The sequence below is a fragment of the Caulobacter sp. GW821-FHT10E02 genome, from assembly GCF_059415225.1.
Map to the genome: position 1 here is coordinate 244,880 of NZ_JBWKMV010000001.1, position 26,404 is coordinate 271,283.

General features: G+C 68.4%; 27 protein-coding genes. 10 read left to right on the forward strand and 17 right to left on the reverse strand.

The window, feature by feature from the left end; genetic code table 11:
* Positions 1-100 precede the first annotated feature (100 nt).
* Entirely contained in the window at positions 101-628 is a 528-nt protein-coding gene (locus AC07NI_RS01135) for a hemerythrin domain-containing protein (protein WP_494614993.1), read from the forward strand.
* A 47-nt stretch (positions 629-675) separates the two neighbouring features.
* Here the strand turns inward: AC07NI_RS01135 and AC07NI_RS01140 are convergent, their stop codons facing one another.
* The 4 genes from AC07NI_RS01140 to AC07NI_RS01155 form a co-directional block, all read right to left on the reverse strand.
* Positions 676-2,106, reverse strand: a complete 1,431-nt coding sequence (locus tag AC07NI_RS01140) for a UdgX family uracil-DNA binding protein (protein ID WP_494614995.1) — start codon at positions 2,104-2,106, stop codon at positions 676-678.
* Positions 2,106-3,326, reverse strand: coding sequence for a putative DNA modification/repair radical SAM protein (locus AC07NI_RS01145; RefSeq protein ID WP_494614997.1), 1,221 nt, complete (start codon positions 3,324-3,326; stop codon positions 2,106-2,108). The genes AC07NI_RS01140 and AC07NI_RS01145 overlap by 1 nt, the downstream gene beginning before the upstream one ends.
* 129 nt (positions 3,327-3,455) lie before the next feature.
* On the reverse strand, positions 3,456-3,737 hold the full coding sequence (locus AC07NI_RS01150) for an HU family DNA-binding protein (protein WP_066682603.1): 282 nt from the start codon (positions 3,735-3,737) through the stop codon (positions 3,456-3,458).
* A 216-nt stretch (positions 3,738-3,953) separates the two neighbouring features.
* Complete coding sequence (locus tag AC07NI_RS01155) at positions 3,954-4,385, reverse strand: helix-turn-helix transcriptional regulator (RefSeq protein ID WP_494615001.1); 432 nt, start codon at positions 4,383-4,385, stop codon at positions 3,954-3,956.
* Positions 4,386-4,591: 206 nt separating this feature from the next.
* On the opposite strand from AC07NI_RS01155, the gene AC07NI_RS01160 reads away from it, so the two are divergent.
* On the forward strand, positions 4,592-5,044 hold the full coding sequence (locus AC07NI_RS01160; protein WP_494615006.1) for a carboxymuconolactone decarboxylase family protein: 453 nt from the start codon (positions 4,592-4,594) through the stop codon (positions 5,042-5,044).
* On the opposite strand, the gene AC07NI_RS01165 is transcribed toward AC07NI_RS01160, so the two are convergent.
* Positions 5,041-5,964 (reverse strand): LysR family transcriptional regulator, encoded by a 924-nt coding sequence (locus tag AC07NI_RS01165; RefSeq protein ID WP_494615009.1) that lies wholly within the window; start codon positions 5,962-5,964, stop codon positions 5,041-5,043. The two genes, AC07NI_RS01160 and AC07NI_RS01165, sit on opposite strands and share 4 nt — an antisense overlap.
* A 48-nt stretch (positions 5,965-6,012) precedes the next feature.
* A complete protein-coding gene (locus tag AC07NI_RS01170) occupies positions 6,013-6,435 on the reverse strand; it encodes an Ohr family peroxiredoxin (protein WP_494615014.1) in 423 nt (140 codons plus the stop codon).
* A 172-nt stretch (positions 6,436-6,607) separates the two neighbouring features.
* Here AC07NI_RS01170 and AC07NI_RS01175 point away from each other — a divergent pair, with 172 nt between their 5' ends.
* The 3 genes from AC07NI_RS01175 to AC07NI_RS01185 all read left to right on the forward strand — a co-directional run bounded on the left by AC07NI_RS01175 (position 6,608) and on the right by AC07NI_RS01185 (position 9,971).
* Positions 6,608-6,865, forward strand: coding sequence for a hypothetical protein (locus tag AC07NI_RS01175; protein ID WP_494615017.1), 258 nt, complete (start codon positions 6,608-6,610; stop codon positions 6,863-6,865).
* Between the two features lie 3 nt (positions 6,866-6,868).
* The gene (ligD, locus tag AC07NI_RS01180; protein ID WP_494615022.1) at positions 6,869-9,481 is read left to right on the forward strand and encodes a DNA ligase D; all 2,613 of its coding nucleotides are present in this window, start codon (positions 6,869-6,871) and stop codon (positions 9,479-9,481) included.
* 61 nt (positions 9,482-9,542) lie between these two features.
* A complete protein-coding gene (locus AC07NI_RS01185; protein WP_494615028.1) occupies positions 9,543-9,971 on the forward strand; it encodes a nuclear transport factor 2-like protein in 429 nt (142 codons plus the stop codon).
* Here AC07NI_RS01185 and ku read toward each other — a convergent pair.
* From ku to AC07NI_RS01200, 3 genes are all read right to left on the reverse strand, one after another.
* A complete protein-coding gene (gene ku, locus AC07NI_RS01190; protein ID WP_494615032.1) occupies positions 9,968-10,810 on the reverse strand; it encodes a non-homologous end joining protein Ku in 843 nt (280 codons plus the stop codon). The two genes, AC07NI_RS01185 and ku, sit on opposite strands and share 4 nt — an antisense overlap.
* Before the next feature lie 14 nt (positions 10,811-10,824).
* The gene (locus AC07NI_RS01195; protein WP_494615036.1) at positions 10,825-11,856 is read right to left on the reverse strand and encodes a DNA topoisomerase IB; all 1,032 of its coding nucleotides are present in this window, start codon (positions 11,854-11,856) and stop codon (positions 10,825-10,827) included.
* A 125-nt stretch (positions 11,857-11,981) separates the two neighbouring features.
* The gene (locus tag AC07NI_RS01200; RefSeq protein ID WP_494615040.1) at positions 11,982-12,389 is read right to left on the reverse strand and encodes a helix-turn-helix domain-containing protein; all 408 of its coding nucleotides are present in this window, start codon (positions 12,387-12,389) and stop codon (positions 11,982-11,984) included.
* A 215-nt stretch (positions 12,390-12,604) separates the two neighbouring features.
* Between AC07NI_RS01200 and AC07NI_RS01205 the strand changes: the two genes are divergently transcribed.
* Positions 12,605-13,627 (forward strand): NAD(P)/FAD-dependent oxidoreductase, encoded by a 1,023-nt coding sequence (locus tag AC07NI_RS01205; protein WP_494615046.1) that lies wholly within the window; start codon positions 12,605-12,607, stop codon positions 13,625-13,627.
* A gap of 6 nt (positions 13,628-13,633) precedes the next feature.
* On the forward strand, positions 13,634-14,797 hold the full coding sequence (locus AC07NI_RS01210; protein ID WP_494615050.1) for an acyl-CoA dehydrogenase family protein: 1,164 nt from the start codon (positions 13,634-13,636) through the stop codon (positions 14,795-14,797).
* A gap of 69 nt (positions 14,798-14,866) precedes the next feature.
* On the opposite strand, the gene AC07NI_RS01215 is transcribed toward AC07NI_RS01210, so the two are convergent.
* Complete coding sequence (locus AC07NI_RS01215) at positions 14,867-15,580, reverse strand: energy transducer TonB family protein (protein ID WP_494615054.1); 714 nt, start codon at positions 15,578-15,580, stop codon at positions 14,867-14,869.
* Positions 15,581-15,774: 194 nt separating this feature from the next.
* Between AC07NI_RS01215 and AC07NI_RS01220 the strand changes: the two genes are divergently transcribed.
* The gene (locus AC07NI_RS01220) at positions 15,775-16,647 is read left to right on the forward strand and encodes a transglycosylase SLT domain-containing protein (RefSeq protein WP_494615055.1); all 873 of its coding nucleotides are present in this window, start codon (positions 15,775-15,777) and stop codon (positions 16,645-16,647) included.
* Between the two features lie 142 nt (positions 16,648-16,789).
* Here the strand turns inward: AC07NI_RS01220 and AC07NI_RS01225 are convergent, their stop codons facing one another.
* From AC07NI_RS01225 to AC07NI_RS01235, 3 genes are all read right to left on the reverse strand, one after another.
* Positions 16,790-17,977 (reverse strand): CaiB/BaiF CoA transferase family protein, encoded by a 1,188-nt coding sequence (locus AC07NI_RS01225; RefSeq protein WP_494615058.1) that lies wholly within the window; start codon positions 17,975-17,977, stop codon positions 16,790-16,792.
* 99 nt (positions 17,978-18,076) lie between these two features.
* Positions 18,077-18,496, reverse strand: a complete 420-nt coding sequence (rnk, locus tag AC07NI_RS01230) for a nucleoside diphosphate kinase regulator (protein WP_494615063.1) — start codon at positions 18,494-18,496, stop codon at positions 18,077-18,079.
* Positions 18,497-18,722: 226 nt separating this feature from the next.
* A complete protein-coding gene (locus AC07NI_RS01235) occupies positions 18,723-20,510 on the reverse strand; it encodes an ATP-binding protein (RefSeq protein ID WP_494615068.1) in 1,788 nt (595 codons plus the stop codon).
* A gap of 156 nt (positions 20,511-20,666) precedes the next feature.
* On the opposite strand from AC07NI_RS01235, the gene spbR reads away from it, so the two are divergent.
* Positions 20,667-21,818, forward strand: a complete 1,152-nt coding sequence (gene spbR, locus AC07NI_RS01240) for a pole-localized protein SpbR (RefSeq protein ID WP_494615071.1) — start codon at positions 20,667-20,669, stop codon at positions 21,816-21,818.
* A 55-nt stretch (positions 21,819-21,873) separates the two neighbouring features.
* Positions 21,874-22,638 carry an NUDIX hydrolase gene (locus tag AC07NI_RS01245; protein WP_494615073.1) on the forward strand — a complete coding sequence of 255 codons (765 nt, stop codon included), beginning with the start codon at positions 21,874-21,876 and terminating at the stop codon, positions 22,636-22,638.
* 9 nt (positions 22,639-22,647) lie between these two features.
* Here the strand turns inward: AC07NI_RS01245 and AC07NI_RS01250 are convergent, their stop codons facing one another.
* From AC07NI_RS01250 to AC07NI_RS01265, 4 genes are read right to left on the reverse strand one after another with little or no spacing between them, the layout of a single operon-like run.
* Positions 22,648-23,277 carry an ABC-type transport auxiliary lipoprotein family protein gene (locus AC07NI_RS01250; protein WP_494618203.1) on the reverse strand — a complete coding sequence of 210 codons (630 nt, stop codon included), beginning with the start codon at positions 23,275-23,277 and terminating at the stop codon, positions 22,648-22,650.
* 5 nt (positions 23,278-23,282) lie between these two features.
* Entirely contained in the window at positions 23,283-24,221 is a 939-nt protein-coding gene (locus tag AC07NI_RS01255) for an MlaD family protein (protein WP_494615078.1), read from the reverse strand.
* Positions 24,221-25,057: an ABC transporter ATP-binding protein gene (locus AC07NI_RS01260; protein WP_494615082.1), complete on the reverse strand. Its 837-nt coding sequence runs from the start codon at positions 25,055-25,057 to the stop codon at positions 24,221-24,223. The genes AC07NI_RS01255 and AC07NI_RS01260 overlap by 1 nt, the downstream gene beginning before the upstream one ends.
* On the reverse strand, positions 25,054-26,169 hold the full coding sequence (locus AC07NI_RS01265) for an MlaE family ABC transporter permease (protein ID WP_494615087.1): 1,116 nt from the start codon (positions 26,167-26,169) through the stop codon (positions 25,054-25,056). Before AC07NI_RS01265 ends, AC07NI_RS01260 begins: the two co-directional genes overlap by 4 nt.
* Positions 26,170-26,404: the final 235 nt, after the last annotated feature.

Genomic DNA, 26,404 nt, shown 5'->3' on the forward strand with positions numbered 1-26,404 from the left:
GCTGAAAGCGCTTTTCAATTAAGAGTTTATCGCAAAAGGAACAGGGCGCGGGGCGAGCGGGTTTGTTGGCGGTCGGGGGACAATCCGAGGGAGAGTTTCCATGGCCGCCGCCGCCAAGACCACGACCAAGTCCGCCAAGCCGCGCCGCACGCGTCGCACCGCCCGCCGCGATCCGCTGGCCATCAGCCTGCTCAAGAAGGACCACCGCGAGGTGGCCGCGATGTTCGACGAGTACGAACAGCTCGAGGGCGACGCCGAGAAGCTGGCGCTGTTCAACAAGATCGCCCTAGCGCTCAAGGTCCACACGCAGATCGAGGAAGAGATCCTCTATCCGGAGGAACGCGGCGAGGTCGACGACGACCTGCTGGACGAGGCCTATGTCGAGCACGACGGGGCCAAGAAGCTGATCGCCGAGATCGAGGCGATGAAGCCCGGCGATCAATATTACGACGCCAAGGTCAAGGTGCTGGGCGAGTACATCACCCACCACGTCAAGGAAGAGGAACAACCCGGCGGCCTGTTCTCGCAAGCCAAGAAGGGCGACGAGGACCTGGAGGCCATGGGTGAACGGATGAAGGCTCGCAAGGAAGAGCTGATGGCGGAGTACGGCGGCAAGGCCGCGCACTAAGCCAGCAAGCGCTGAACAGACGCCCGGCCGAGAGGCCGGGCGTTTTGCTATGTCAGGCCCGCCAGATCACCGGCCAGCCGCAGGTCCTCGACAAACTCCGCATAGGCCTTCGCCTTGGCGTCCTCGTCAGGCAGGCGCAGCAGGAACGACGGGTGGTAGGTCACCACGCCGTGGGCCTGGTCCGGCAGCTGCAGGGCCTTTCCCCGATTGGCCCCGATCGGGGTCGGCTTACCGATCACGCCCAGCGCCGCCGTCGCGCCCAGCATCACGATCACCCGGGGCTTCACCAGCCGGCGCTCGGCGTCCAGCCACCAGCGGCAGGCGGTGACCTCGCCGCGATCGGGGGTCTTGTGGATGCGCCGCTTGCCGCGCGGCTCGTGCTTGAAGTGCTTCACGGCGTTGGTGACATAGGTGCGGTCGCGCGCCACGCCGGCTTCCGCCAGCGCCTTGTCGAACACCTGGCCGGCCGGCCCGACAAACGGACGACCGGCGAGGTCCTCCTGGTCGCCCGGCTGTTCGCCGACGTACATCAGCGCCGCCTTCGCCGCGCCTTCACCCGGCACGCCTTGGGTGGCGTCGCGCCAGAGGTCGCAGCGGCGGCAGAGCTCGACCCCGGCGGCGATGTCGTCCAGCGAGGTTGGCAGCGAGCCGTCATAGGACGCATCGCGGGCGTGGCGCAGGGCGGCCTTCAGCTTGCGTTCGGGCGGCTTGCTGGGATGGGCGGCGACCATGGCCGTGGCGCGCTCCTGGGCGGTTTCGATCAGCTCCGGAATGAGCGCCGCCTCGGGCAGGTTCCGCCAGTAGCGCTTGGGCATCTCCTGGCGCATCTGCCTGGGGTTCAGCCGGGCCGGATTGAAGATCGAGGCGTAGTAGGTGCGCCAGAGCTCTTCCTGCGCGTCCTCGGACGGCGCATCGGCCGGATCGGCGCCTTCCGACACCATGAGCTGCTCGCGGTCCCAGGCCACGCAGGCGTCGGGCGTCAGGATGGTCCAGTCCATGTTGGTGAAGCGGCGCACGAAGAAGCCGGCGGTGGCCTCGGTGACGCGGTGCGCGGGTTCGAACCAGGCGGCGTAGGTTTCAGTCGCCGCGCCTTCGATCAGGCGGAAGCGGACGAAGGCCTTCATCTTGTGGGCCGAGCGGCTGACGGCCTTGGCCATGTCGCGGGCCCGGGCCATGTCGGGATCGGCCGGATTGTCGATCAGCCGAGGTTCGCGCTCCAGCCGCCAGAGGATGCGGTAGAGCAGGGCGAAGCGGTCGGCCGCGCGGTTCTGGATCACCTGCTCGGCCAGCTCGACGAAGGCGGCTGGGACGGTGAAGTTGGCGGGTTTGTCGGAGGGGGCAGGGGTGTCGAGATCGAACAACTCCCGCTCCACCGTCCACACCACCGCCTGCGGTTCGACGCCCTCGGCCCGCAGCGCCCGCGCGGCCGTGCGCCAGCCGGTGAAGTCGATCTCGGACGCCAGCCGCACCACGCGCATCAGAACAGGCTCAGCTGCTGGGGCTGCACCAGCGCCGCCTTCAGGCTCTCGCGATCGGCCAGGGCCCCCGGCGTCCAGTCGGCGGTGACCACGAAGGCCCTGGCGCGCTTCAGGACGGCCCCGACGCGCTTGAGGTCATCGAGGGTCAGGCGTGTCACCTTCCGGGCAGCCAGGATGCGCTCCACGGCCTTGGCGCCGATGCCCGGCACGCGCAGCAGCGTCTCCTTGTCGGCGGTCTGGATATCGATCGGGAACTTCGCCCGGTTCCTCAGCGCCCAGCTGGTCTTGGGATCGACCGTGAGGTCCAGGTCCTCGCCCTCGGCGACGATCTCGGGCCGCTCGAAGCCGTAGAACCGCATCAGCCAGTCGGCCTGGTAGAGGCGGTGCTCGCGCAGCAGCGGCGGCCGGGCCAAGGGGAGGCGGGAGCTGGCGTCGGGGATCGGGCTGAAGGCCGAGTAGTAGACCCGCCCCAGGCGATAGGCGCCGTAGAGGTTGGCGCTGCGGGCCAGGATGTCGCCGTCCTTGGCTTCGTCCGCCCCGACGATCAGCTGGGTCGACTGGCTGCGGGCGAACGACCGTCGGCCGGCCTTCTTCGCGGGCTCGGCGTGGTCGTCGATGGCCAGGCGCATGCGGCCCATGGCGCGCTTGATGTCGGTGGGGCTCTTCTCGGGGGCGAGGGCCGTCAGGTCGTCGTCGCGCGGCAGTTCGATATTGATCGACACCCGGTCGGCATAGAGGCCAGCCTCGGCCGCCAGTTCCGGCGAGGCCTCGGGGATCAGCTTCAGGTGGATGTAGCCGCGGAAGTCGTGGTCCAGTCGCAGCGATTTGGCCACCCGGACCATCTCCTCCATCGTGTAGTCGCCCGTGCGGATGACCCCCGACGAGAGGAACAGGCCCTCGATATAGTTGCGCTTGTAGAAGTTCAGGGTGAGGTCGACGACCTCCTTCACCGTGAACCGCGCCCGGGGCGTATTCGATGACACGCGGTTGATGCAGTAGGCGCAGTCGTAGATGCAGAAGTTGGTCAGCAGGATCTTCAGCAGGCTGATGCACCGGCCGTCAGGCGCGTAAGCGTGGCAGATGCCCATGCCCTCGGTCGAGCCGATCCCCTGGCCGCCGATGGAGTTCCGTTTCTCGGCCCCGGACGAGGCGCAGGACGCGTCGTACTTGGCGGCGTCGGAGAGGATAGCGAGCTTACGTCTGAGATCGAGAACGGCCATGCGCGGCACGTTATCGTTCTTATTTTGTTCTAGGTAGTCTTCACGCGCGACAATGGCATGGAGCACAATGTCGCGCGTGAATAGCAACGTCGAGAAGCGGACACTTGAGCGTCCGCTTCCACGCTGAAGTTAGCCGTTGACGGCGTCCTTCAGTTGCTTGGCCGGCGTGAAGGCGACCTTCTTGCTGGCGGCGATTTCGATGGTCGCGCCCGTGGCCGGGTTGCGGCCGGTGCGGGCCGGCTTGGCCTGGACCTTGAACTTGCCGAAGCCCGGGATCGAGACTTCTTCGCCCTTCACGGCGGCGTCGGAGATCGACTTGAAGACGCCGTCGATGATGGCCTTGGCTTGGGTCTTGGTCAGCTTGTCGTCAGCGGCGACAGCGGCGTCGACCAGATCGGAAACGTTCGTCATCTCTAAGCTCATTCCTGTGAATCAGGGAGATGTGAGCCTGCCGAGGCGGATCGTGTTTGTCACCCGTTAGGGAAGGTTAAAACGCCGATTCACGGGGACAAAACGCCCGTGGGCCGGGGATTTTCTCGAATTCGTCGCCTGAGGAACGGTCAAGCTGGGCGAAAAAGCGTTAACGACCGTCCCGAAAGCTGACTTTCCGACGACTCACCAAAGGTCTCACTGCAGGGCGATTCCCGCCTGAGTCGGGGTCCAGCGGGCCCGGCGCCAGGCCAGAGGGCTCTGTCCGACATGCTGGCGGAAGAGGCGCGACAGGTGGCTCTGGTCGGCCAGGCCGACGGTGAGGGCGATCTGCGATAGCGGCTCGCTGGTGGTCAGCATCAGGTCGCGGGCCAGAGCCATGCGCTCGGCGGTGATGTAGGCGTGGGGGGCGACGCCGAAGCTCTGCTTGAAGGCGCGGCCGAAGTGGCTGACCGACAGGCGGGCCAGACCGGCCAGTTCCTCGACCGTGATGTTGCGATCCAGATTGCCGTCGATGTGGGCCTCGACCATCCGCACCTGCCAGGGGGCCAGACCACCGCGGGCGATGTCGAGCGTGTTGAGGTCGCGGTCCTGGGTTTCGCTGCGGACCTGGATCTTGCTGCCGTCCATCGTCTTGCTCCGGGGTGTGTGTTTCCTTGAGCAAAGGAGTAGGCGCACGGCGTTCGGTCGATAATCCGGTGTTTTGGTTCTTCAGTGTTTCCAAAACTGCACTAATCGGATTTCAGGGACGCACCGATCCTCACAAAGCGGAGGCTGGCGACAAGAAATCCGAGGGGCGTGGCCATTCCATGGGCCGGTTCCCAAGGAGAAGTCCGATGTCTCATCGCCTCGACCACAACACCGTCGCGCCCGCCGGCATGAAGGCCCTGGGCGGGCTCTACGGCTACATCCTGCAATCGGGCCTGCCCGCGCGGCTGGTCGATCTGGTCTATCTGCGCACCTCGCTGATCAACGGCTGCGCCTATTGCATCGACATGCACTCGCGCGACCTGCTGAAGGGCGGGCTGCCGGTCGAGACGCTGGTCCTGGTCCCTGCCTGGCGCGAGGCCGGCGCGCTGTTCGACGACCGTGAACGCGCCGCCCTGGCCTGGGCCGAGACCGTCACCCGCGTCGCCGACACCGCCGTGCCGGACGCCGAGTATGAAGCCGCCATGGCGGTGTTCAGCGAGAAGGAGCTGGCCGACCTGACCCTCGCGATCGGCCTGATGAACACCTACAACCGGATGGCCATCAGCTTCCGCGCCGTGCCGCAGGCCGCCAAGGGCTAGTGCTCGATGCCGTGGGCCCAGGGCTGGCGGGAGAAGTTCTCGCGCAGGAACTCCAGCAGCACCCGCATCCGCGCCGGCCGGGCGCGGCCCGGCGGGGTGACCAGGTGCACGGGCACGGGGACCAGGGTCCAGTCCTTGAGGACCTCCACCAGCTGGCCCGTCTGCAGCTCGTTCCAGATATAGACCTCGGGCTGCAGGGTCAGGGCCAGGCCCTCCAGCAGCATGGGCACCGCCGCCAGGCCGTTGTTCATGCGGAACGTCCCCTGGACCATCACCAGGCGCTCGCCGTGCACGGGGTGGAAGAACCGCCACTCCTGGGCCTCGCGGACATGGGTGTAGACCATGATCGGCATCTTCAGGACGTCTTCGGGCTGCTCGGGACAGCCGTACTTCTCGAACAGGGCCGGCGCCCCGACCACGGGCAGGCGGTGGGCGAACAGCCGGCTGGCCCGCATCGAGGAGTCGGCCAGCTGCCCGACCTTGATCGCTCCGTCGAAGCCGTCGGCGATCAGGTCGATCTTGCTGTCGGTGATGTGCAGGTCGAGTTCGATCTCGGGATAGCGCTTGAGGAACTCCGGGATCAGCGGGGCCAGGGTCCGCACGCCGAACGCGCCAGTGCAAGCCAGGCGGATCAGGCCGCGCGGCACGGCGGCCTCTTCCAGGATCTCGGCCTCTATGGTCTCGCCGTCGTTGAGGATGCGCGCGGCGCGCTCCAGCGAGGCGCGGCCGCTCTCGGTCAGGGACAGCTGGCGGGTGGTGCGGTGGAGCAGGGTGGTGCGCATCCGCTCCTCCAGCCGGGTCACGGCCTTGGAGACGGTGGTCTTGGCCAAGCCCAGCTCCTCGGCGGCGGCGGAGAACGAGCCGCGCTCGGCCACCTTGGCGAAGATCGCCCAGGCCTCGAAGTCCGGCATATGCGGCATGGCGATCGTTCCCCACTGAGTCGCGGGGATCGAAGCGCGATGCGGGCCTTACGTCACCTGGATTCGCACCTGGGTGACGTCGCGCAGGGCGCGGGAGTAGGGGCACAGCGCATCGGCGTGGGCGACCAGGGCGTTGGCCTCGTCCGCAGGCAGGCCGGCGAGGTCGATGGAGAGGCCGATGCGCAGGGCCAGTTTCGGGTCGTCTTCTGGATGGCCGACAGCGACCGTGGCGGTGACGTTGGCGTCCTCGGCCACCGTCATGTCCAGCTCGGCGGCGGCGGTGCGCAGGGCCCCCAGGAAGCAGGCCGCGTAGGCCGCCGCGAACAGCTGCTCGGGATTGCTGCCGGCGCCGCCGCGACCGCCCAGGGCCTTGGGCGTCGACAGATTGACCTTCAGAGCGCCGTCGATGCTGCCGACCCATCCGCCGCGTCCGCCGACGGCGGTGGCCTGGGTCGAATAGAGGATGTCCATGTCCGCGCTCCGTGCGCGGCGGGCAGGCCGCCGCAGTCGGAAACTAAGGAGCGCCGATCGACAAGATTATCCGGCTGAACGGCACATCATTGGTGCGCTTTTGGAAACAGTCGCACGGGGGAACGCCCGCCGCCTCCTGGCCATTTCCACAAGACACCACAGGAGAGACGCCATGACCGATGTCGACAACGGATACGACGAGCAGGACGGCGCCGAGGCCATGGACGACGACGTCATCGGCAAGGACGGCGAGTTCCGCACCTTCGAGGAGCTGCCCGACGTGCTGGACGTCACCCAGGCCGAGGGCGACGAAGATGACGACGACGCCCTGATCGGTGAAGACCTCGATGACGACGAGATCATCGCGCTGGAAGAGGACGCGGACGGCGATCCGGACGACGAGCGTCCCGCAGTCTTCGACGGCGAATAACCGATGTCCACGCCGAAGCTGGCGGCCTACGCGGCCAAACGCGACTTCAAGAAGACGGCCGAGCCTTCAGGCGAGGCCGAGGTCGCGGCTTCGGCGCGGGCGCGGTTCGTCATCCAGAAGCACGACGCTACCCGTCTGCACTACGACCTGCGGCTGGAGCACGAGGGCGTGTTCCTGTCGTGGGCGGTGACCAAGGGGCCGTCGCGCGATCCGCACGACAAGCGCCTGTCCGTCCATGTCGAGGACCACCCGCTGGCCTATGGCGACTTCGAGGGCACGATCCCCGAGGGCGAGTACGGCGGCGGCACGGTGATGCTGTGGGACCGCGGCTGGTGGGCGCCCGAACCGGGCTTCGACCTGGAGAAGGGCCTCAAGAAGGGCGAGATCAAGCTGATCTTCGCCGGCGAGCGGATGAAGGGCGGGTACGTGCTCGTCCGGATCAACAACGACAAGTTTGGCGGCGGGAAGCGCGAGAACTGGCTGCTGATCAAGCACCGCGATGAGTTCGCCATCGAGGGCGATCTGGACTTCCTGGAGGACACCAGCTTCTCGATCGCCTCGGGCCGGACGATGGAGGCGATCGCCGCCGGCAAGGGCAAGGCCCCGACACCGTTCATGACCAAGGCCGGCCCGACGCCGGACGCGGTCTGGAGCAGCACCAAGTCCCCCGAGGCCAGCGCGGAGAAGGTGGCAGAGGAGACCAGCGCGCCCAAGGGCAAGGCCAAGCCGGCGAAGAAGACGGCCATGCCGAAGTTCATGCCGCCCCAGCTGTGCAAACTGGTCGACCGGCCGCCGACGGGCGAGGGTTGGGTCCACGAGATCAAGTTCGACGGCTACCGGATGCAGCTGCGCATCGAGGGCGGCAAGGCGGCCCTGCGGACCCGGACAGGCCTCGACTGGAGCAATCGCTTCCCGCAGTTGATCAAGGACGCCGAGGGCCTCCCCGACGCCCTGATCGACGGCGAGGTCGTGGCCCTGGACGAGGCCGGTTCGCCGAGCTTCGCGGGGCTGCAAGCGGCGCTGTCGGAGGAGAAGACCGACGACCTGATCTTCTTCGCCTTCGACCTGCTGCACGCCGACGGTCAGGACCTGACAGACCTGCCGCTGTCGGACCGCAAGAACCGGCTGAAGACGCTACTGCCGGCGGACGGCGAGCGCATCCGCTACGTCGAGCACTTCACCAGCGGCGGTGAGGCGGTGCTGCAATCGGCCTGCCGGATGTCGCTGGAGGGCGTGGTCTCCAAGAAGCTCGACGCGCCGTATCGCTCGGGCAAGCCGGGGACCTGGACCAAGGCCAAGTGCCGCGCCGGCCACGAGGTGGTGATCGGCGGCTGGACCACGACGGGCGACGCGTTCCGCTCGCTGATCGTCGGGGTCTATCGCGATGGCCAACTGGCCCACGTCGGCCGGGTCGGCACGGGCTTTGGCCGCGACAAGGTCGCCAAGTTGATGGCCCGGCTGCAACCGCTGGAGCGCAAGACCTCGCCGTTCACTGGCAAGGACGCGCCCAAGGGCGGGGCGGGCATCCACTGGGTGGCGCCGGAGCTTGTGGCCGAGATCGAGTTCGCCGGCTTCACGGGCGACGGCTCGGTGCGCCAGGCCTCGTTCAAGGGCCTGCGCGAGGACAAACCGGCCAAGGCCGTGGAGGCCGAGGCTCCGGCTCCGGTCGAGGATGTCGAACTGGCCCAGCCGACCGTCAAGCCGACCCACAAGGCGAGCGGCAAGGCTTCTGTGTTGGGCGTGGCGATCTCCAATCCCGACAAGCCGCTGTGGCCCGACGCCGGCGACGGCAAGCCGGGGACCAAGCTGGAGCTGGCCGAATACTACGCGGCGGTCGGGCCGTGGATGCTGGAGCATGTGAAGGGCCGGCCCTGCTCGGTGATCCGCATGCCCGACGGCATCGACGGCGAGAAGTTCTTCCAGCGCCATTCGGGCAAGGGCGTCTCGGCCCTGATCGACGAGGTCACGGTCAGTGGCGACCGCACGCCCTACCTCGTGTTCAACACGGTCGAGAGCCTGGTCGCGGTCGCTCAATGGGGCGGGGCCGAGCTGCATCCCTGGAACTGCCGGCCGAACGAACCCGAGGTCCCGGGCCGGCTGGTCTTCGACCTCGACCCCGCGCCGGACGTGTCGTTCGACGCCGTGGTCGAGGGGGCGCGGGAAATCCGCGACCGGCTGGAGGCCCTGGGCCTCGTGCCCTTCTGCAAGACCACCGGCGGCAAGGGGCTGCACGTGGTCACGCCTCTGAAGGGCACGAAAGTCGACTGGGACGCGGCCAAGGCCTTCGCTCGCGAGGTCTGCGCCCGGATGGCCGCCGACAGTCCCGACCAGTACCTGCTGAACATGTCCAAGAAGGAGCGGGGCGGGAAGATCTTCCTCGACTACCTGCGCAACGACCGCATGAGCACGGCCGTGGCCCCGCTCTCGCCGCGCGGCCGGCCGGGCGCGCCGGTGTCGTGGCCGGTGGCCTGGACCCAGGTGCGCAAGGGACTGGACCCCTCGCGGTTGAACATCCGCACCGTGCCGGGCCTGATGAAGGACCTCGACGCCTGGGACGCCTATGCCGACAGCGAGCGGGACCTAGCGGCGGCGATCAAGAAACTAGGCAAGGGGTAGGGCGGATTTTACAGTGCCGCCATCCGGCGCATTCGAACGTCGGGATCATGGGGAGAAGAGCATGGCCCGCGAGCAGGCGCTGCAGACGCTGGAGACTTGGCACGACCTGCTGGAGAAGCGTGAGTTCGACCGCCTGCGACCCGTCACGTCCGAAGCCGTGGTGTTCCGCTCGCCGGCGTTCTTCACGCCCTATCCCGGCGTCGGGCCGCTGGTGCACATCATCGCCACGGTCAACACCATCTTCGAGGACTTCGCCTATCACCGGGAGTTCTGGTCCGAGGACCACGGGTCCGTGGTGCTGGAATTCAGCGCTCGCGTCGGCGACAAGAAGCTGAAGGGCATCGACATCATCTCCTTCGACGACGCCGGCAAGATCAAGGAGTTCGAGGTGATGATCCGCCCGGCCAACGCCGCCGCGGCGGTGGGCGAGGCGATGGCCGCCAAGGCCGGGCCGCGTTTGAAGGAACTGCTGGGCGGGTTGAAGGCCTAGCCGGCCTTCTTCCGCGCCGGAGCCTTGTGAGCCGGGGTCTTCTTCGCTCCAGCCTTCGCCGGCGCCTTGCCCAGGCTGCTGCGTAGCGCCTCCATCAGGTCCACCACATTAGTGTCCTCGGGCTCCTCGACCGTGACCTTGCGGCCCTTGCCCTTCTGCTTTTCCTTGATCAGGGCGCGTAGCGCGTCCTCGTAGCGGTCGTTGAACTGCTCGGGATCGAAGGGGCCTTCCTTCTGCTCGATGATCTTCTGGGCGATCTGGATCATCGCCGCGTCGGGCTTCTTGTCGGGGATGGCGTCGAAATAGGTGGCCGCCTCGCGGACCTCGCGACGGTTGCGCAAAGACCAGGCGACCATGCCGTTGTCGCGGGGCTCGATGGCCAGCAGGCGTTCGCGCTGATGCATGACCACGCGGCCCAGGGCGACCTGGCCCTCCTTGGTCATCGCCTCGCGGATCACGCCGTAGGCCTCGGCGGCCAGCTTGCCATCGGGGACCAGGAAGTAGGGATTGTCCCAGTACAGCCGGTCGATCTCATCGGCGGAGACGAAGCGCTCGATGTCGATGGTGCGGGTGCTTTCCAGCCGCACGCTGTCGATCTCGTCCTGGGTGATGACGACGTACTCGCCCTTCTCGACCTCGTAGCCCTTGACGATGTCGGCCCGCTCGATGGGGCCAAGGTCCGGGTCGGTCGGGATCATCTTGATCCGGTTGTGGGTCTTCTTGTGCAGCATGTTGAAGTGCACGTCGCTGCCCGCATCCGTGGCGGTGTAGAGCGCGACGGGGCAGGTCACGAGCGACAGGCGCAGGTGGCCCTGCCAGGTGGGACGGCCGGCGGCCATGGCGTTCTCCTCCCTCAGGCTTCCGAGCACGAGGCCTTGGCGGCCTCCAGGAAGCGGATCACCGCCAGTTCGAAGGCGCGGGACGAGCGGCCGGGTTTCAGCGGCAGCACGCCCTGCTGATAGGCCTCCAGCACCAGCGGGTGGATGTAGGAACCACGGCAGACCGCGGCGGTATTGCCCAGGAGTCCCGCAACCGCCTTCACGCAGGTGTTGACGTTGCGCTTGGCCTCGGTGGCGCTGGTCGCCTTCGGGACCAGGCACAGGGCCTGGGCGGCGGCCAAGGTGCCGGCCCAGGTGCGGAAGTCCTTGGCCGAGAAGTCCTCGCCCATCGCCGCGCGGATATAGGCGTTGACGTCGGCGCTCTCGACCGAGCGGCGCTGGCCGTCCTCGTCGAGATACTGGAACAGGCGCTGGCCCGGTACGTCCTGGCAGGCCTTGACGATGCGGGCGAGGCGTCGGTCGCGGAAGCCGGTGGTGTGGACGACGCCGCTCTTGCCCTTGAATTGGAAGGTGCCGCCGACGCTGGACAGCTTGGCGTGGCGGTCGCGCAGGGTGGTCAGGCCGAAGCTCTTGTTCTCCTTGGCGTAGGCCTCGTTGCCGACGCGGATCAGGGTCAGCTCCATCAACCGCACGACGGCGGCCACGACCTTGTCGCGGGGCAGGCCCCGGCGGGCGAGATCGGTCTCGACCTTGGCCCGCAGCTTGGGCAGGGCGCGGCCGAAGGCGATCATCCGGCCGAACTTCAGCCCGTCGCGGTCACGCCGCCAAGCGTCGTGATAGCGATACTGCTTGCGGCCCCGCTGGTCGCGGCCGGTGGCCTGGATGTGGCCGCGCGGCGAGGGGCAAATCCAGACGTCGGTCCAGGCCGGCGGGATGGCCAGGGCGCGGATCCGCTCCAGCGCGTCGGCGTCGTCGATTCGCGCGCCGTCGGGATCGCGGTAGTCGAAGCCGTCGCCGCTCTTGATCCGCCGCAAGCCGGGATCGTCGTCATTGACGTAGAGAAGGCCGGGCGAGACCGGCGGAAAATCGACCGTGTCGCGTGGCATGTCGCCAGCCCCTGTTCAGCGCTCCGTCGCCGGATCAACGGCGGGCGCGAGGGGCGGTTCCGAATGCGAAAAGGCCCGCGATTCGCGTCGCGGGCCTTTCGAAAGCGGATACTGGTCGGAAGGTCTTACGGGGCTTCGTCGTCCACCATGGCGCGGACCAGGTCGACGACCCGGCGGCGCAGGCGGCGGTCCGACAGGCGCGGGAAAAGGCTGGCCAGTTCCAGGCCTTCGGGCGTGGAGACGAACTCAGTCATGCGCTGGGCGAAGCCGTCGTCGATGCCGCCGTCGGTGTCCTCGAGGCCCTCGAAGAAGTAGGAAACAGGCGCTTGCAGCAGCTTGGCCGCGTCATACAGCTTGCTGGCGCTGATGCGGTTGGCGCCGCGCTCGTACTTCTGGATCTGCTGGAAGGTGATGCCAAGGGCGTCGGCGACCTGGGTCTGCGAAAGGCCCATCATCTTGCGGCGAATTCTCAGCCGGGCCCCCACATAGAGATCAACAGGGTGGGCCGGTTCGGCTGCGGCTCGGTCGTTCATCCGCCTTGGATCCATTCAACGCCGCGACAGCGGCCTCACTCAAGTGTTAACGGATATAGACCGAGCTTGGCTGCGACGTCACGTGCGCATGTACACGGAACTGGGTCTTCGCGCCAAAGTGTCGCGATGCATGGTTTATCGTTAATGGTGAATTTTAACCTGTGGCCTTCTGTACGGGGCTTGACGTGCGCGGCCTCGAGAGGTGTTTGCGCGCCATGAAACTTCATTCTGGCGCGCGTGTCGCCGTGGCCGGGGCCGGGGCTCTGGGATCAGCCGTGGCGCTGCGTTTAGCGAGGGCGGGCTTCAAGGTCACCGTCTTCGATCCGGCCGCGCCGGGCGACAACGCCTCGGGCGTGGCGGCCGGCATGCTGGCGCCGGTCAGCGAGGCTTTGTTCGACCCCGCCTCGCGCGAACACCTGCCGATCATGCGCCGGGCGCGCGATCTGTGGCCGGCCTTTGCCCAAGATCTGGACATCCCGCTGGCCCGCGCCGGCGTGCGGTTCGAGGGTTCCGACGCTTGGCGCGGCCAGGTTTCCGAGCGACTCACCTCCCTGGGCCTGCCGGACGCCGATACGGACGAGGACTGGCGAGTCGAGGCGCGGCCGACCCTGGACATCTTGCGCCAAGCGGCCGAAGCGGCCGGCGCGCGGTTCGAGATCGGCGCGGTTGAGGCCTTCGCGCCCGGCCTCCTGACCCTGGCCGACGGCAGCACCGAAGCCTTTGACGCCCTGGTGCTGGCCACCGGTCCCGGCGCGCGCGACGGCGGTCTGGCGCCCGAGACCAAGATCCTCTCGCCGATCAAGGGCCAGATCCTGCGCGTCTCGGCCGAGGCCGGCGAGGCGGTGGTGCGCGGCGAGGGTGTCTATCTGGCGCTGGGCGAGGAGCTGGCCATCGGCGCGACCATGGAGGCCGGCCGCGACGACCTGGCGCCCGAGGCTTCGGCGACTCAGGGGCTGCGCGCGGCAGCCTGGGCGCTACGGCCGGAGCTCGATCTCGACGCCGCCAAGGTGGAGGTCGGGGTGCGGGTCACCACGCCGGACGGCCTGCCGCTGGTCGGCTGGAGCCAGGCTCCCGGTGTCATGCTGGCCGTCGGCGCGCGCCGCAATGGCTGGCTGTTCGCGCCGCTTGTGGCCGACATGGTCGCGGCGTATCTGAATGGCGATAACCCGGGCCCGGACGCCGCCGCCATGGACGCGCGCCGTTTCGAGAAGTCCGAGGACCGCAACGCAGGGGAGTAGGACCGGATGTCCGGATTCTGGTTGACCGAAGAGCAGGAAGCCATCCGCGAAGGCGTCGCCAAGGTGTGCGCGGCCTTCGACGACGAATACTGGCGCCGCACGGACGAGACCGGAATCTTCCCCGAAGAGTTCGTCGCCGCCATCGCCGAAGGCGGCTGGCTCGGCGTGGCCATGCCGGAGCGCGTCGGCGGCGCGGGCCTGGGCCTGACCGAGGCCGCCGTGATGATGCAGACCGTGGCCCAGTCGGGCGCGGGCTTCTCGGGCGCCTCGGCCATCCACCTGAACATCTTCGGCCCGATGCCGCTGGTGAAGTTCGGCACCGATGAGCAACGCACCCGCCTGCTGCCCCGGATCATCTCGGGCGAGGACAAGATGTGCTTCGCGGTGACCGAGCCGAACTCGGGCCTGGACACCTCCAGCCTGGAGACCCGGGCCGAGAAGGTCGACGGCGGCTATCGCCTGAACGGCCGGAAGATCTGGACCACCGGGGCCCAGCGCGCCAACAAGATTCTGATCATCGCCCGCACCACGCCCAAGGATCAGTGCGCCAAGCCGCACCAGGGTCTTTCCCTGTTCTACACCGACGCCGAGAAGATCGAGGCCAAGCCGATCCCGAAGATGGGCCGCAAGGCCGTCGAGTGTAACATGCTCTTCATCGAGGACCTGTTCGTCCCGGCCGAGGACCTGGTCGGCGAGGAGGGCAAGGGCTTTGCGTACCTGCTGCACGGCCTGAACCCCGAGCGCGTGCTGTTCGCCGTCGAGGCCATCGGCCTGGGCCGCGCGGCGCTGGCCAAGGCGACCACCTACGCCAACGAGCGGATCGTGTTCGGCCGGCCGATCGGCAAGAACCAGGGCGTGGCTCATCCGCTGGCCAAGTCGTGGGCGGAGCTGGAGGCCGCCAACCTCTTGGCCTTCAAGGCCGCCGCCCTCTACGACCAGGGCAAGGACTGCGGGGCCGAGGCCAACGCCGCCAAGTACCTGGGCGCCGAGGCCGGCTTCCACGCCTGTGAGAACGCGGTCCTGGCGCATGGCGGCATGGGCTACGCCAAGGAATACGACGTCGAGCGCTACTTCCGCGAGGCGATGATCGCCCGCATCGCGCCGGTCAGCCGCGAGATGATCTTGAACTTCATCGCCGAGCGGGTTCTGGGGCTGCCCAAGAGCTACTAGCGAAATGAGAGATGGCCGGGTCGCGGAAGGCGCGACCCGGCCGCCGTTTCAGCGTTGGAGGGTGGGTGGCTAGCCCGCGCTGAATCGGATCGGGATACGGACGGTGGCGCCGTCCACGGCCTGGCCGTCCTCCATCTGCGGCTTCATCTTGAAGAAGCGCGAGACCTTGATGGCCGCGGCGCCGAAGCCTTCGTCGGCCGGGGTTTCCGACAGGACCGAGCAGTCGCGGACCGTGCCGTTGATCGCCACCACGCAGTTCAGGGTCGCCGAGCCCGACAAGCCGCGCCGCTGGGCGCTCTCCGGATAGTAGCGGGCCATGTCGTCGGCCGACGGTAGCTTCAGCCAGTTGGGACGGGTGACCACCTTGGCCTGCGGAACCGGGGGAGCCGGAGGCGCGGGCGGTGTCGGCGCCAGGGTGGTGATCGGGCCGGTGGCCGGCGGGGCGTCGACTTTCGGGTCGGCCGGCAGGGGCGGGGGCGTCTCGAACGGCGTCTGCAGCGGGATGTGCAGCTTCGGCGCGGTCGACTGCGGCGGCGGCCGGTCGGTCGGCGGGGGAGGGGGCGGCGGCTTCGGCGGCGTGTAGGTCGGCTCCAGCCTGAAGACGTCCTCGTCCTGCGCCATCGGCATCGGCGTGACGTACTTGGTGTAGGCTAGGTAGCCGATCAGGCCCAGGTGCGCGGCGACCGAGACGGCGATGCCGATGACCAGCACCTTGGACGGCTTGCGCGGCGTGTCGTCCAGGCCGGGGATGCCGGAGCCGCTGGGGTGGAGAGCCAGGTTCATGTCGATCTCCTACGCGTAAATTACGTTTGTAGGATCAGGTCATCACGAACGCTTCGGGCTGTAAATTGACAATCGTAATCTGCGTGACGATTTGTCTTACGTTTGTAAGAATGAGTGCGACAAGTCGTCTCCGGACGCGGGGCGGGGAACGTGGTTAATCGCGAATTAACCATAGTCGCCGACTCCTGAGGCCCATGCCCGCCGTCAGTTCCATCCGCAGCGTCGTCGAGTCGGCGATCCAGCGCGCTTCCAGCGCGACCGGGGTCGACTTCACGTTCCTGATGGGCACCGCCAAGCGCGAGAGCGGCTTCAACCCGGCCGCCAAGGCCCGGACCTCCTCGGCCTCGGGCCTGTTCCAATTCGTCGACCAGACCTGGCTGTCCACGCTGAAGAAGCACGGCTCCAAATATGGTTACGCCCGCTACGCCGACCTGATCAGCCAAGGCTCCGACGGCCGCTATCGGGTAGAGGGCGATGAGGCCCGCAAGGCCGTCCTGGGCCTCAAGGCCGATCCGCACGCCGCCTCGCTGATGGCCGGCGAGCTGGCTTCCGACCACGCTTCGTACCTGCGGGGCCGGGTGGGACGCGACCCGACCGCCGGCGAACTCTATGCCGCCCACTTCCTCGGTCCGGCGGGTTCGGCCCGCCTGATCCAGGCCGCCACCGCCTCGCCGACCGCCAGCGCCGCGGCGATGTTCCCGGACGCGGCCCAGGCCAACAAGTCGATCTTCTACAAGGACGGCCGCGCCGCCACGGTGGGCGAGGTCTACGCCAACTTGACCAAGACCGGCGGCGCGACGCGCGTCACCGACCAGCCAGACACGGTGCGCCTGCCACAGGGCGACCAGGGCTTCATGCAATATGCCGGCGGCCGCCGCCTGGAGCGCATCCGCCAGCAGGAGGCGATGGTCGATCTGATCCTGCGCGGCTCGCAGGACGTCGGCAATCCGTTCGGCGGCGGCTCGGACAACAGCAGCATGGGCGGCGGTCAGCGCCTGGCCAGCTCGATGTTCTCGGCCGAGATGCTGCGCGTGCTGGCCGACGCCAACGACAAGATCAAACGCTAGCCCTTGATCCGTTTCCCCGGCGAAAGCCGGGGCCCAGATCTCGGCGCTGAGGCTGATTGGATTGACGCGGCGCTTCTAGAACCCACCCCAGCATCCTTCCATCTGGGTCCCGGCTTTCGCCGGGAAGAACGGATATTGGGAATCAAGCGCTGACGGCGGTCAGGGCCGCGACCTGATCCTCGGACCATCCCAAGTCCCTGAACACCGCCTCCGTGTCCGCGCCTAGTTTCGGCGCGGGTCCGCGTGGGCCGTCCTCCGCTCCCGGGAAGCGGGCCGGGGCGGCCGGAGCCTTGAACGTGCCGCCCGCGCCGTCGGGGGTGTCGACGAAGCAGCCGGCAGCTTCGGCCTGGGCATCCACGGCTAGCTCGCGCGGCGTCTGATAAGGCGCCCAGGTGATGTCGCCAGCGTCCAGCGCCTCGGCGGCGTCGTCATAGGCCATGTCCCCGAAGGCCTCGTCCAGGATGTCGACCAGGGCCTGGCCGTTCTCCCGGCGGGCCTTGGCGTTGGCGAAGCGCGGGTCATCGACCAGTTCGGGCCGGCCGGCGGCGGCGGCGATGCGCGGCCAGTCCACCGAGCCCTGGCGCGGCAGCAGGCAGATCCAGCGGCCGTCGGCGGTCTTGTAGAAGTTGGCCAGCGGCTGCAGCGCCTCGCGCCGTCCGCGCGTGGAGGCCAGCTTCCCGAAGCGCAGCTGGATCGCCATGTCCGAACCGATCGCATAGACGCCGGTGCGCAGCAGCGAGGTCTCGACCAGCCGCCCCACGCCGGTGTTGGTGCGTTCGTGGACCGCAGCCAGGATGGCGGACACCGTCGCCAAGGACGTGACATGGTCGCCCATGCCGGTGCGGATCGGGAAGGGCTCTGTCCCCTTCGGCGCGGTGATCGATCCCACCCCGGCGCGCGACCAGAAGGCCGCCACGTCCATGCCGGGCTTGTCGCGGTCGGGGCCGGTTAGGCCGTAGCCCGTCAGGCTGCAATAGATCAGGCGCGGATTGATCGCCTTCAGCGTCTCGTAGTCGACGCCGGCGCGGGCCAGGGCGGCGGGGCGGACATTGGTCAGGAAGATGTCGGCGGTGGCGGCCAGGGCCTTCAGGGCGTCGCGGCCGAGGTCGCTGCGGATATCCAGCACCACGGCCTTCTTGCCGCGGTTGTCGAGCTCGAAGATCGGGTTGGCGTCCTGGTCCGAGCCGATGGTGTCGAAGAACCGCCGCATCGGATCGCCCTCGGGCGACTCGACCTTGATCACCTCGGCGCCCCAGTCGGCCATGATCCCGGCCGCGCCGGGGGCGGCGATATAGGTCGCCAGCTCGACGACCCGCAGTCCCTCCAGCATCGCTCTCTCCCTTTTCTCGTTGAGGCGAGCATGGGGGAGGGCGAGGGAAGGGGAAAGGCTTACCCGGCGGCAAGCCCTCCGTTCGGAACAGGATCTTGGTCAGAACGCGATGCAGCCGGGTGGCTCGACCTTGAGGATGCGCAGCGACCGCTCGTGGCCGTCGCGATCGGGCCACTGGATCGATTGGCCGGCGGAGAGGCCGATCAGGCCCGCGCCGACCAGGGACAGGACCGAGATCTTGCCCGCCGCGATGTCGGCCTCCTTCGGATACACCAGCAGCACCGAGCGCGCGACGCCATGGGCGTCGTCCTCGAACCGGACGGTCGAGCGCATGCGGACGACGCCGTCGGGCATGTCGGCGTCGGGGCGGACCTCGGCGCGGTCGATCTCCTGCAGCAGCATGTCGGCGGCGAGCGGCGCGGCCTGCTCCATCTGCAGGGCCAGGGTGGACAGGCGTTCGACCTCGGTCTCGGCCATGATGATACGCGGACGCGCGAGCGCGTCCTCTTGCGAGGGCATGAAAGGCTCCTGGCGATGATGTGAAGGCGTGCGACGACGCGCGGGCGGCGCGCCGTCAGATGACGATGGGAGTGATGTTCGCCCCGAACGCCCGCGACAGGCGCGCGGACGGTTCGGGGCTAGGAGCCTGCGAGCAGGCTACCGCCGTGATGGCGAAAACGCCGGAAGGTCGGGCGCGAGAACATGCGCCATTCTCCACCCGCGGCCTGGCTTGTCAAACCGAAGCTCAGGCGGCGGCGCGGTCGCCGCGACGGTCCAGGGCGGTGGCGTCGGCCAGGGCGCGGGCCACGCCCGCCACGCTGACCGGCTTGCGCAGCATGATGTCGGCGCCCGCTTCCAGGAAGCCGGTGGCCTCCTCGCCGTCGCCGTCGATGATGGCGACGATCGGGGCGTGGCGGTTGGGGCCTTCGCCCCCGCGCAGGCTGGCGGTGGCGGTCGGGCCGTCCATCACCGGCATGCGGTGGTCCAGCATCAGGAGGTCGAACTCGGCGATCCGGGCCAGGTCGGCGGCGCGGCGGCCGTTCTGGGCGTGGACTACCTGGTGGCCCAACTGCTCGAGAATGGCGCGCAGCATGGCCGCGTTCAGGGCGTCGTCCTCGGCGATCAGGATGCGCATGGCGCGCGGCGCGCCCGAGGTCTCGGCGGCGACGGCTTCCAGTTCGCCTTCGTCCAGCTCGCACTCGGCGGCGGGGTCGAAGGGCAGGATCAGGGTGAAGCAACTGCCGACGCCGACGGCGCTGCGGGCCTCCAGGGTGCCGCCCATCAGCTTGGCCAGCTGGCGCGACAGCGACAGGCCTAGGCCCGCGCCGTTGACGCCGGCTCCGGTGCGCTCGACGCGGCGGAAGGGCTCGAACGCCTGCTCGATCTCCTCGAGCGAGAGGCCAGGACCGGTGTCGGCGACCTCGATGGCGATCTGGCCGTCGCGCAGTTCCAGGCGGACCTCGATGCGGCCGCGCACGGTGTACTTGACCGCGTTGCCCAGCAGGTTGGCGATGATCTGGCGGGTGCGCAGGGCGTCGGCGACCACCGCGCCCTTGTCGCGCAGGCGCAGCAGGGGGTCGACGTGGACGGCCAGCTCCAGGCCCTTGGTCGCGGCGTGGGGCTTGTCCAGCAGGGCCAGGTCCTGGACCAGGCGAACCGGATCGAACGGCTGGGCCTCGACGCTGAGGCGGCCGGACTCGGCGGTCTCGCTGTCGAGCGTGGCGTTCAGCACCGCGATCAGGTCCTGGGCCGCGTCGAGAGCGGCGTTCAGCTGCTCGCGCGACGGCGCGGCGCGGCCGCCCTTGCCAGCGGCGGCGGCCAGCACGTGGGTGACGCCGGTCAGGCCGTTGCGGATCTCGTGGCTGAGCGTGGCGACGATGTCGGACTTGCTGCGGGCGGTGCGCTCGGCCGCTTCCAGCACGCGCAGGCGCTCGTCGACCAGGTGTTCGTGCTGGACGGCCAGGTCGTGCTGGCGGCGGAACATGCGGTTGAGGACCAGGGCCAGGGTCAGGGCCAGGGCGGTCGCGCCCAGGGTCAGCTCGCCCAGCTCGCGGTTGCCGGAGAGGGAGACGATCAGCGGGCCGGCCGCCGCGATCGGCGCGACGATCAGCAGGCCGACCAGATAGGGCGCGGCGAAGAAGGCGCACAGCACCGCGCCGGCCGTGGCCAGCAACAGCAGGGGCTCGCGCGCGGGTCCGGCGCCCAGGGCGAAGATCGAGACCTGCACGGCCGCCAGGGCCCACAGCACGCCGCCGATCACCTGAACGCGGGCTCTACGGTTAAGATCTTGCGACGCTTCGTCGCGCAACCAGTTCACCATCGCGTAGAAGGCGCCCCAGTTGATCGCGAACACCGCGAAGCTGGCGGTCATCCACACGCGGTTGGCGGCGAACGATCCGATCCACACGAAAAGGGGCAGGCTGACCGCGAAAACCCCAAGCGCGTAAGGCAATAGCGCGGCCTGGGCGTCCAGGGCCTTGGCGAGGTGGGCGCCGTCCGTCGAGATGTCTTTTGGGCGGCGCTCGGCGAGCAAGATCGCACTCCTCGTGATTGAGGGCGCACCTTAGGGCGTCGTGGTTTGTACCCGGTTACGGGGTATCGTTAATCCACAGGTATGAAGTTCAAACAATCATTAAGCCTAACCGTCGAAGATGGGACTCCAAGCACCAGGTCCCCCGGCAGGCAAATCATGGCCACCACCCGCGCCGCACTCACCGACACCGACATCCGCATGCTCGTGAAGGGCGCGACGCCCGACGAGCGGGCGCTGGCCGCGCACAAGCTTTGCCGCAGCATCGATCGCGGCGCGCTGAGCGACGAAGACCGCCAGGTCGCGCACGAGATCCTGCGGGTGATGGCCGCCGACGCCGCCGAACTGGTCCGCCGGGCCATGGCGGTCACGCTCAAGAATTCCACGGCCCTGCCGCCGGACGTCGCCAACCGCCTGGCCCGCGACGTCGAGAGCGTCAGCCTGCCAATCATCAGCTTCTCGCCGGTGTTTACCGACACCGACCTGGCCGAGATCGTCCGCGTCGGCGGGGCGGTGCGCCAGAAGGCGGTGGCCAAGCGTCCGAAGCTCTCCAGCCGCATCACCACCCTGCTGGTCGAGCAGGGCAATGAGGACGTGGTCGCCACGGCCTGCGCCAACGACAACGCCCGCTTCTCGGAAGTGGCGCTGCAGAAGGCCCTCGACCGCTTCGCCAAGTCGGAGACGGTGTTGCAGGCCGTCGCCTATCGCACGGCCCTGCCGCTGGCCGTCAGCGAGCGCCTGATCGACATGGTCGGCGAGCAGCTGCGCGACCACATCCTGAGCAGCCACGCCCTGTCGGCCGAGCGCACGATGGAGCTGATCCTCGGCGCCAAGGAGCGGGCGACGATCGATCTGGTCGACCAGGCCGGACGCGCCGCCGATCCCAAGGCTTTCGTGGCGCACCTGGCCAAGATGGGCCGCCTGTCGCCGTCCCTGGTCCTGCGGGCCCTGGCCCACGGCCATATGAGCTTCTTCGAGTGGGCCGTGGCCGAGCTGTCCGGCGTGCCGCACCACCGCACCTGGCTGATGATCCACGACGCCGGCCCCCTGGGCCTGAAGGCGATCTGCGAGCGGGCCGGCCTGCCGCCGCGCCTCTATTCGGCGTTCCGCGCGGGTGTCGACGCCTATCACGGCCTGGAGTTTGACGGCGGCGCCAACGATCGCGAGCGCTTCCAGGAGCACATGATCCAGCGCTTCCTCACGTCGTCGCACACGGTGTCGCGCGAGGACAGCGAGTACCTGATGGAGCGCATGGACCGCAGCGCCAATCGCCGCCGCAACGATCGCGTCAAGGATCAGGGCGCAGCCTAACAACTGTTCGAAAGAAGTCTGGGCAAGCGCACGTAGCGGCGCCAGACTTCTCGCCATGTCTGACTCACAGCCGGGCGAGATCCGTCTCGCCGCCACCATACTGCTGCTTCGGGACGCGCCGACGTTCGAAGTGCTGATGGTCAAGCGCCACCACCAGATCGACTTCGCGGCTGGAGCCCTAGTGTTTCCGGGCGGCAAGAGCCACGGCGGCGACAGCGACCCGCGCTGGCGGGACTTGGCGATCGGCTTCGACGAAGTGGGGCAGGATGGCGTGGCCTTGCGCATCGCCGCCATCCGCGAGGCCTATGAGGAAGCCGGCGTCTTGTTGGCCCGCGACAAGGACGGCGCTTTCTATGCCGGCGAGGCGGCCAAGGACATCCGAGACGCGGTGGCGCGGGACGAGGTCGCCTTCATCGACGTGGTCGAGGACCTGGGCCTCAAGCTGGACCTGTCGGCCCTGACCGTCTTCGCCCGTTGGATCACGCCCAAGCTGATGCCCAAGCGCTTCGACACCTGGTTCTATGTCGCCCACGCGCCGCTGGCCCAGCAGGCCATCTGCGACGGCCATGAGGCGGTCGACGCCGAGTGGATCGCCCCCGGCCTGGCGCTGGATTTGGCGGCTTCGGGCCAGCGCAAGGTGATCTTCCCCACGCGCATGAACCTGCAACTGCTGGCCGAAAGCGTCGACCCGGCCGACGCCGTGGCGCGGGCCGAGGGGCGAGACCTGGTCACCGTCGAGCCTTGGGTCGATGGCAAGGTGCTGCGGATCCAGGCGGACGCCGGATACGGGCCGGCGACGGAGCCCCTAGAAGCGCTTTGAGCAAGCGCTCTAGTTCTTGATCCCAGGACCCGCCGCGTTGACCCAGCCCACGACGTCGCCCAGCACCTTGGCCACGGCCTGGTCGTAGGCCGGCACGATGGCTCCGACGCGATTGTCGGCGGCTTTCACCTTGGCTTCGAAGATCTGGTCGCCGACCAGGGCGCGGTCACTGTTGCGGTTGAGGACGGCGCGCACGCGCACCACGACCTCTGGCGCGGCCTTGGGGCCGTTGACGTAGTCGGCCTCGAAGGTGCGGACCTCCAGGCGCAGCACCAGGTCGGCCTTGGCCACCTCGCCGCGACCGATCAGGCGGGCGCGGCCTGGATCGTTCTCGAAGGCGCGGGCGGTGGCTTCCTCGAACAGGATGAAGGCCGGGGACACCCAGCGGGCGTCGGCGATATAGGCGACCTCGCCGTTGGTCATCGTCAGGATGCGGTCGCCGGCGGCGGCGCGGGTGAAGGCCGACGGGGCCTTCAGCACGCCGAACATCGCGCCGGGTGGGGCCTTGGCCACGCTGAGGTCGGCGTTGCCGAAGCGGTACATCGACGCCGGCTTGGCCTTCGGGAAGACGCTGATGCAGCCGGAGAGGGCGAGCGCGACGGCGGCGACGGCCGCGCCGCGGGCGAGAGTGCGGATCATCGGGCTCACGGCTTGACCTCCACTTCCTTGGCCGGGGCCTTGCCGACCACGCCACGGGGGTTCTGTTCGACGTCGGCGACCAGACGGTCCAGGGACTCGGCGGCCGACTGCAGGGTGACGATGGCCGCCGACAGCTGCGGCAGGCCGGTGCTGGCGAAGTCGCTGGTCGGACCTTCCAGCTTGCTGATCATCGAACGGGCGTCCTTGGCGGCGGCCTTCAGTTCGGCGGCGGCGTCGCCGGCCTCCTTCAGGGTGCGCTTGGCGTCGCCCTCGACCAGGCCGTTGGCGTTGTTGGTCAGGTTGGTGATCGACTGCGCCGTCTGGTCGATGCTCTGCAGCGCCTTCTGGGCGTCGGCGATGATCTCCTTGCGCTCGCGCAGTTCGGCGGTGACCGCCTGGACGTCGCTGAGCGAGGCGCTGAAGGTCTTGATGTTCTTGTCGGAGAGCACGCGGTTGACACGGTCCAGCGCCTCGATGGTGCGGGTCAGCACCGTGCCGCCGCCTTCCAGCAGGTCGGAGAGAGCGCTGCGCTGGCTGCGCAGGACGGGAACCTTGCCGTTCTTGACGGTGTCCTTCAGCAGCTCCTTGTTCGGCGAGCCGGCGGTGATCTGGACGTAGTTGACGCCGGTGATGCCCTGCGGCTCCAGCGTGGCGTAGCTGTCGACCTTGACCGGCACGTCCGAGGTCATGCGCACGCGGGCGATGACGCGGTTCGGATCGGTCTTGTCCAGCTCGATGCGGCTGACCTCGCCGACCTTGATGCCGTTGAAGTGCACTTCGCCGCCCGTCGACAGGCCGCGCACGGGACCGATGAACAGGATGTCGTACAGGTCGTAGTCCTTGCTGAAGCTGAGCTTCGCCAGCCAGACCACGAAGATCACCAGGCCCATGAACAGGGCCAGCGATATGGCCCCGACCAGGGCGTAGTTGGCGTTTCTTTCCATCAGAAGTCCGTCCTTGCCTCGGCCGGATCCTCGGCGGTCGCGGCGGCGCGACCCCGGGGGCCCAGGAAGTATTGCTTGATCCAGGGATGATCCGAACGCTCGAGTTCGCGAACGGGCGCCACCGCGACGACCTTCTTGTCGGCCAGGACGGCGACGCGGTCGGTGATGGCGTAGAGGCTGTCCAGGTCGTGGGTGATCATGAACACCGTCAGGTCCAGGCTATCCGACAGGTCCTTGATCAGGGCGTCGAAGGCCTCGGCCGCGATCGGGTCGAGGCCGGCGGTGGGTTCGTCCAGGAACAGCAGTTCGGGGTCCATGGCCAGGGCTCGGGCCAAGCCGGCGCGCTTGCGCATGCCGCCCGACAGCTCGGCCGGCTTCAGCAGCGCCGCGCGGGCAGGCAGGCCGACCATGGCGATCTTGAGATCCGCGATCTCCTCGATCTCGCGACGCGGCAGCTTGGTGTGCTCGTGCAGCGGCGCGGAGACGTTCTCGCGCACGGTCAGGTTCGAGAACAGCGCCCCCGCCTGGAACAGCACGCCCCAGCGGCGTTCGACCGACGACCAGCGACGGCGCGAGGCCACGCGCATGTCGCCGCCGAACAGGCGGACCGTGCCGCCGTCCGGGACCTTCAGGCCGATGATGGTGTTCAGCAGCACCGACTTGCCGGTGCCCGAACCGCCGACCACGCCAAGGACTTCGCCGCGCTCGACCTTCAGGTCCAGGCCGTCATGGATGACGTTGTCGCCGAACATCGAAACCAGGCCCTGCACCTCGATCGGATGCTTCTCGGCCTCGGCCGTATCGATGGCGGGCGGCATGGCGGCGGGGCCGGTCATACGTCCAGCTCCATGTAGACGAGGGCGAAGATCGCATCGATCAGGATGATGGCGAAGATGGCGTGCACCACCGAGGCCGTCACGCGCCGGCCCAGCGACTCGACGTCGTTGCCGACCTCCATGCCCTGGCGGCAGCCGATCGCGGCGATCACGGCGGCCATCACCGGCGCCTTGGACATGCCGATCCAGAAGTGGGTGGGGCCGACGAAGTCGATCACCCGCTGCAGGAAGAAGGTCGGCGACAGGTCCAGCACGACCCAGACCACCAGCATGCCGCCGGCCAGGCCCGCGATCGTCGCCACGAAGACCAGCAGCGGGATGGTGAAGAGCAGGGCGGCGAAGCGCGGCAGGACCAGCGCCTCGTACGGATCCACGCCCATGACCTGCATGGCGTCGATCTCCTGGTTCATCTTCATCGAGCCGATCTCGGCCGCGAAGCTGGAGGCCGAGCGGCCGGCCAGGAGGATGGCGGTGATCAGGATGTTGAACTCGCGCATGACCGAGATGCCGATCAGCTCGACCGAATACACCTGGGCGCCGAACTCGGTGAGCATGTTGGCGCCCAGCAGGGCCACCACCGCGCCGATGAAGAAGGTCGTGGTCGCCACGATCGGCATGGCGTCCAGGCCCGCGCGCTCGCACAGGGCCACGACGGGCGCCCAGCGGATGCGACGCGGATCGACGATGCAGCGGCCCAGGGCGACCAGCAGGTGGCCCAGGAAGATCATCGTGCCGTAGCCGTCCTGGAACAGGCCGAAGACGCCGCGGCCGATCCGCTCCAGCAGGGCGTGGAAGCCGCCCGAACGGACCGTCGGCTCGGGCTCGACCTGGATGGCGGCGCGGACCAGTTCCAGCAGGCGCAGCACCTCGCGGCGCGCCTGAACGTCCTTGGGTTCGAGGTTTTCGCCGCCCGCCCGCAGAATCGCATAGGCGCCGGCGGTGTCGCAGCGGTTGATTCCGGTCAGGTCCATGTCGATGGCGCGCTTGCCCGACAGATCGGAATCCAGGCGCAGGCCCGCGTCGAGCAGCCCCCGAGCGGTCCAGTCCCCCGTCAGCACGGCCGTCGTGCGGCCGTCCTGATCGGTCAAGGTGAAGTCCGCCGGTAAAGCCATGAAGTCCTAGGGGGCTCGTTTCCTGGTTATATCCAAGCCCTGCCGTGGACCTGACAAGCCCAAAACGCGCCAAGGCGCAGCTTGTTGCTGGATAACGCTCCGCGCCCGGAAAAACCTCTTGGACGATCGCCTCGACATTGTGGTGCGGCGGGAGCGCGCAGGGGCCTGACCTTCAGTCTTGGTTAACGGATTCCCGTCACGAACATGGTCAACGAATTCTTATTTTTCCGGACCG

Coding starts and splice junctions, on each gene's coding strand:
- AC07NI_RS01135 (WP_494614993.1), top strand. CDS start 101: ATGGCCGCCGCCGCCAAGACCACGACCAAGTCCGCCAAGCCGCGCCGC.
- AC07NI_RS01140 (WP_494614995.1), bottom strand. CDS start 2,106: ATGCGCGTGGTGCGGCTGGCGTCCGAGATCGACTTCACCGGCTGGCGC.
- AC07NI_RS01145 (WP_494614997.1), bottom strand. CDS start 3,326: ATGGCCGTTCTCGATCTCAGACGTAAGCTCGCTATCCTCTCCGACGCC.
- AC07NI_RS01150 (WP_066682603.1), bottom strand. CDS start 3,737: ATGACGAACGTTTCCGATCTGGTCGACGCCGCTGTCGCCGCTGACGAC.
- AC07NI_RS01155 (WP_494615001.1), bottom strand. CDS start 4,385: ATGGACGGCAGCAAGATCCAGGTCCGCAGCGAAACCCAGGACCGCGAC.
- AC07NI_RS01160 (WP_494615006.1), top strand. CDS start 4,592: ATGTCTCATCGCCTCGACCACAACACCGTCGCGCCCGCCGGCATGAAG.
- AC07NI_RS01165 (WP_494615009.1), bottom strand. CDS start 5,964: ATGCCGCATATGCCGGACTTCGAGGCCTGGGCGATCTTCGCCAAGGTG.
- AC07NI_RS01170 (WP_494615014.1), bottom strand. CDS start 6,435: ATGGACATCCTCTATTCGACCCAGGCCACCGCCGTCGGCGGACGCGGC.
- AC07NI_RS01175 (WP_494615017.1), top strand. CDS start 6,608: ATGACCGATGTCGACAACGGATACGACGAGCAGGACGGCGCCGAGGCC.
- ligD (WP_494615022.1), top strand. CDS start 6,869: ATGTCCACGCCGAAGCTGGCGGCCTACGCGGCCAAACGCGACTTCAAG.
- AC07NI_RS01185 (WP_494615028.1), top strand. CDS start 9,543: ATGGCCCGCGAGCAGGCGCTGCAGACGCTGGAGACTTGGCACGACCTG.
- ku (WP_494615032.1), bottom strand. CDS start 10,810: ATGGCCGCCGGCCGTCCCACCTGGCAGGGCCACCTGCGCCTGTCGCTC.
- AC07NI_RS01195 (WP_494615036.1), bottom strand. CDS start 11,856: ATGCCACGCGACACGGTCGATTTTCCGCCGGTCTCGCCCGGCCTTCTC.
- AC07NI_RS01200 (WP_494615040.1), bottom strand. CDS start 12,389: ATGAACGACCGAGCCGCAGCCGAACCGGCCCACCCTGTTGATCTCTAT.
- AC07NI_RS01205 (WP_494615046.1), top strand. CDS start 12,605: ATGAAACTTCATTCTGGCGCGCGTGTCGCCGTGGCCGGGGCCGGGGCT.
- AC07NI_RS01210 (WP_494615050.1), top strand. CDS start 13,634: ATGTCCGGATTCTGGTTGACCGAAGAGCAGGAAGCCATCCGCGAAGGC.
- AC07NI_RS01215 (WP_494615054.1), bottom strand. CDS start 15,580: ATGAACCTGGCTCTCCACCCCAGCGGCTCCGGCATCCCCGGCCTGGAC.
- AC07NI_RS01220 (WP_494615055.1), top strand. CDS start 15,775: ATGCCCGCCGTCAGTTCCATCCGCAGCGTCGTCGAGTCGGCGATCCAG.
- AC07NI_RS01225 (WP_494615058.1), bottom strand. CDS start 17,977: ATGCTGGAGGGACTGCGGGTCGTCGAGCTGGCGACCTATATCGCCGCC.
- rnk (WP_494615063.1), bottom strand. CDS start 18,496: ATGCCCTCGCAAGAGGACGCGCTCGCGCGTCCGCGTATCATCATGGCC.
- spbR (WP_494615071.1), top strand. CDS start 20,667: ATGGCCACCACCCGCGCCGCACTCACCGACACCGACATCCGCATGCTC.
- AC07NI_RS01245 (WP_494615073.1), top strand. CDS start 21,874: ATGTCTGACTCACAGCCGGGCGAGATCCGTCTCGCCGCCACCATACTG.
- AC07NI_RS01250 (WP_494618203.1), bottom strand. CDS start 23,277: ATGATCCGCACTCTCGCCCGCGGCGCGGCCGTCGCCGCCGTCGCGCTC.
- AC07NI_RS01255 (WP_494615078.1), bottom strand. CDS start 24,221: ATGGAAAGAAACGCCAACTACGCCCTGGTCGGGGCCATATCGCTGGCC.
- AC07NI_RS01260 (WP_494615082.1), bottom strand. CDS start 25,057: ATGACCGGCCCCGCCGCCATGCCGCCCGCCATCGATACGGCCGAGGCC.
- AC07NI_RS01265 (WP_494615087.1), bottom strand. CDS start 26,169: ATGGCTTTACCGGCGGACTTCACCTTGACCGATCAGGACGGCCGCACG.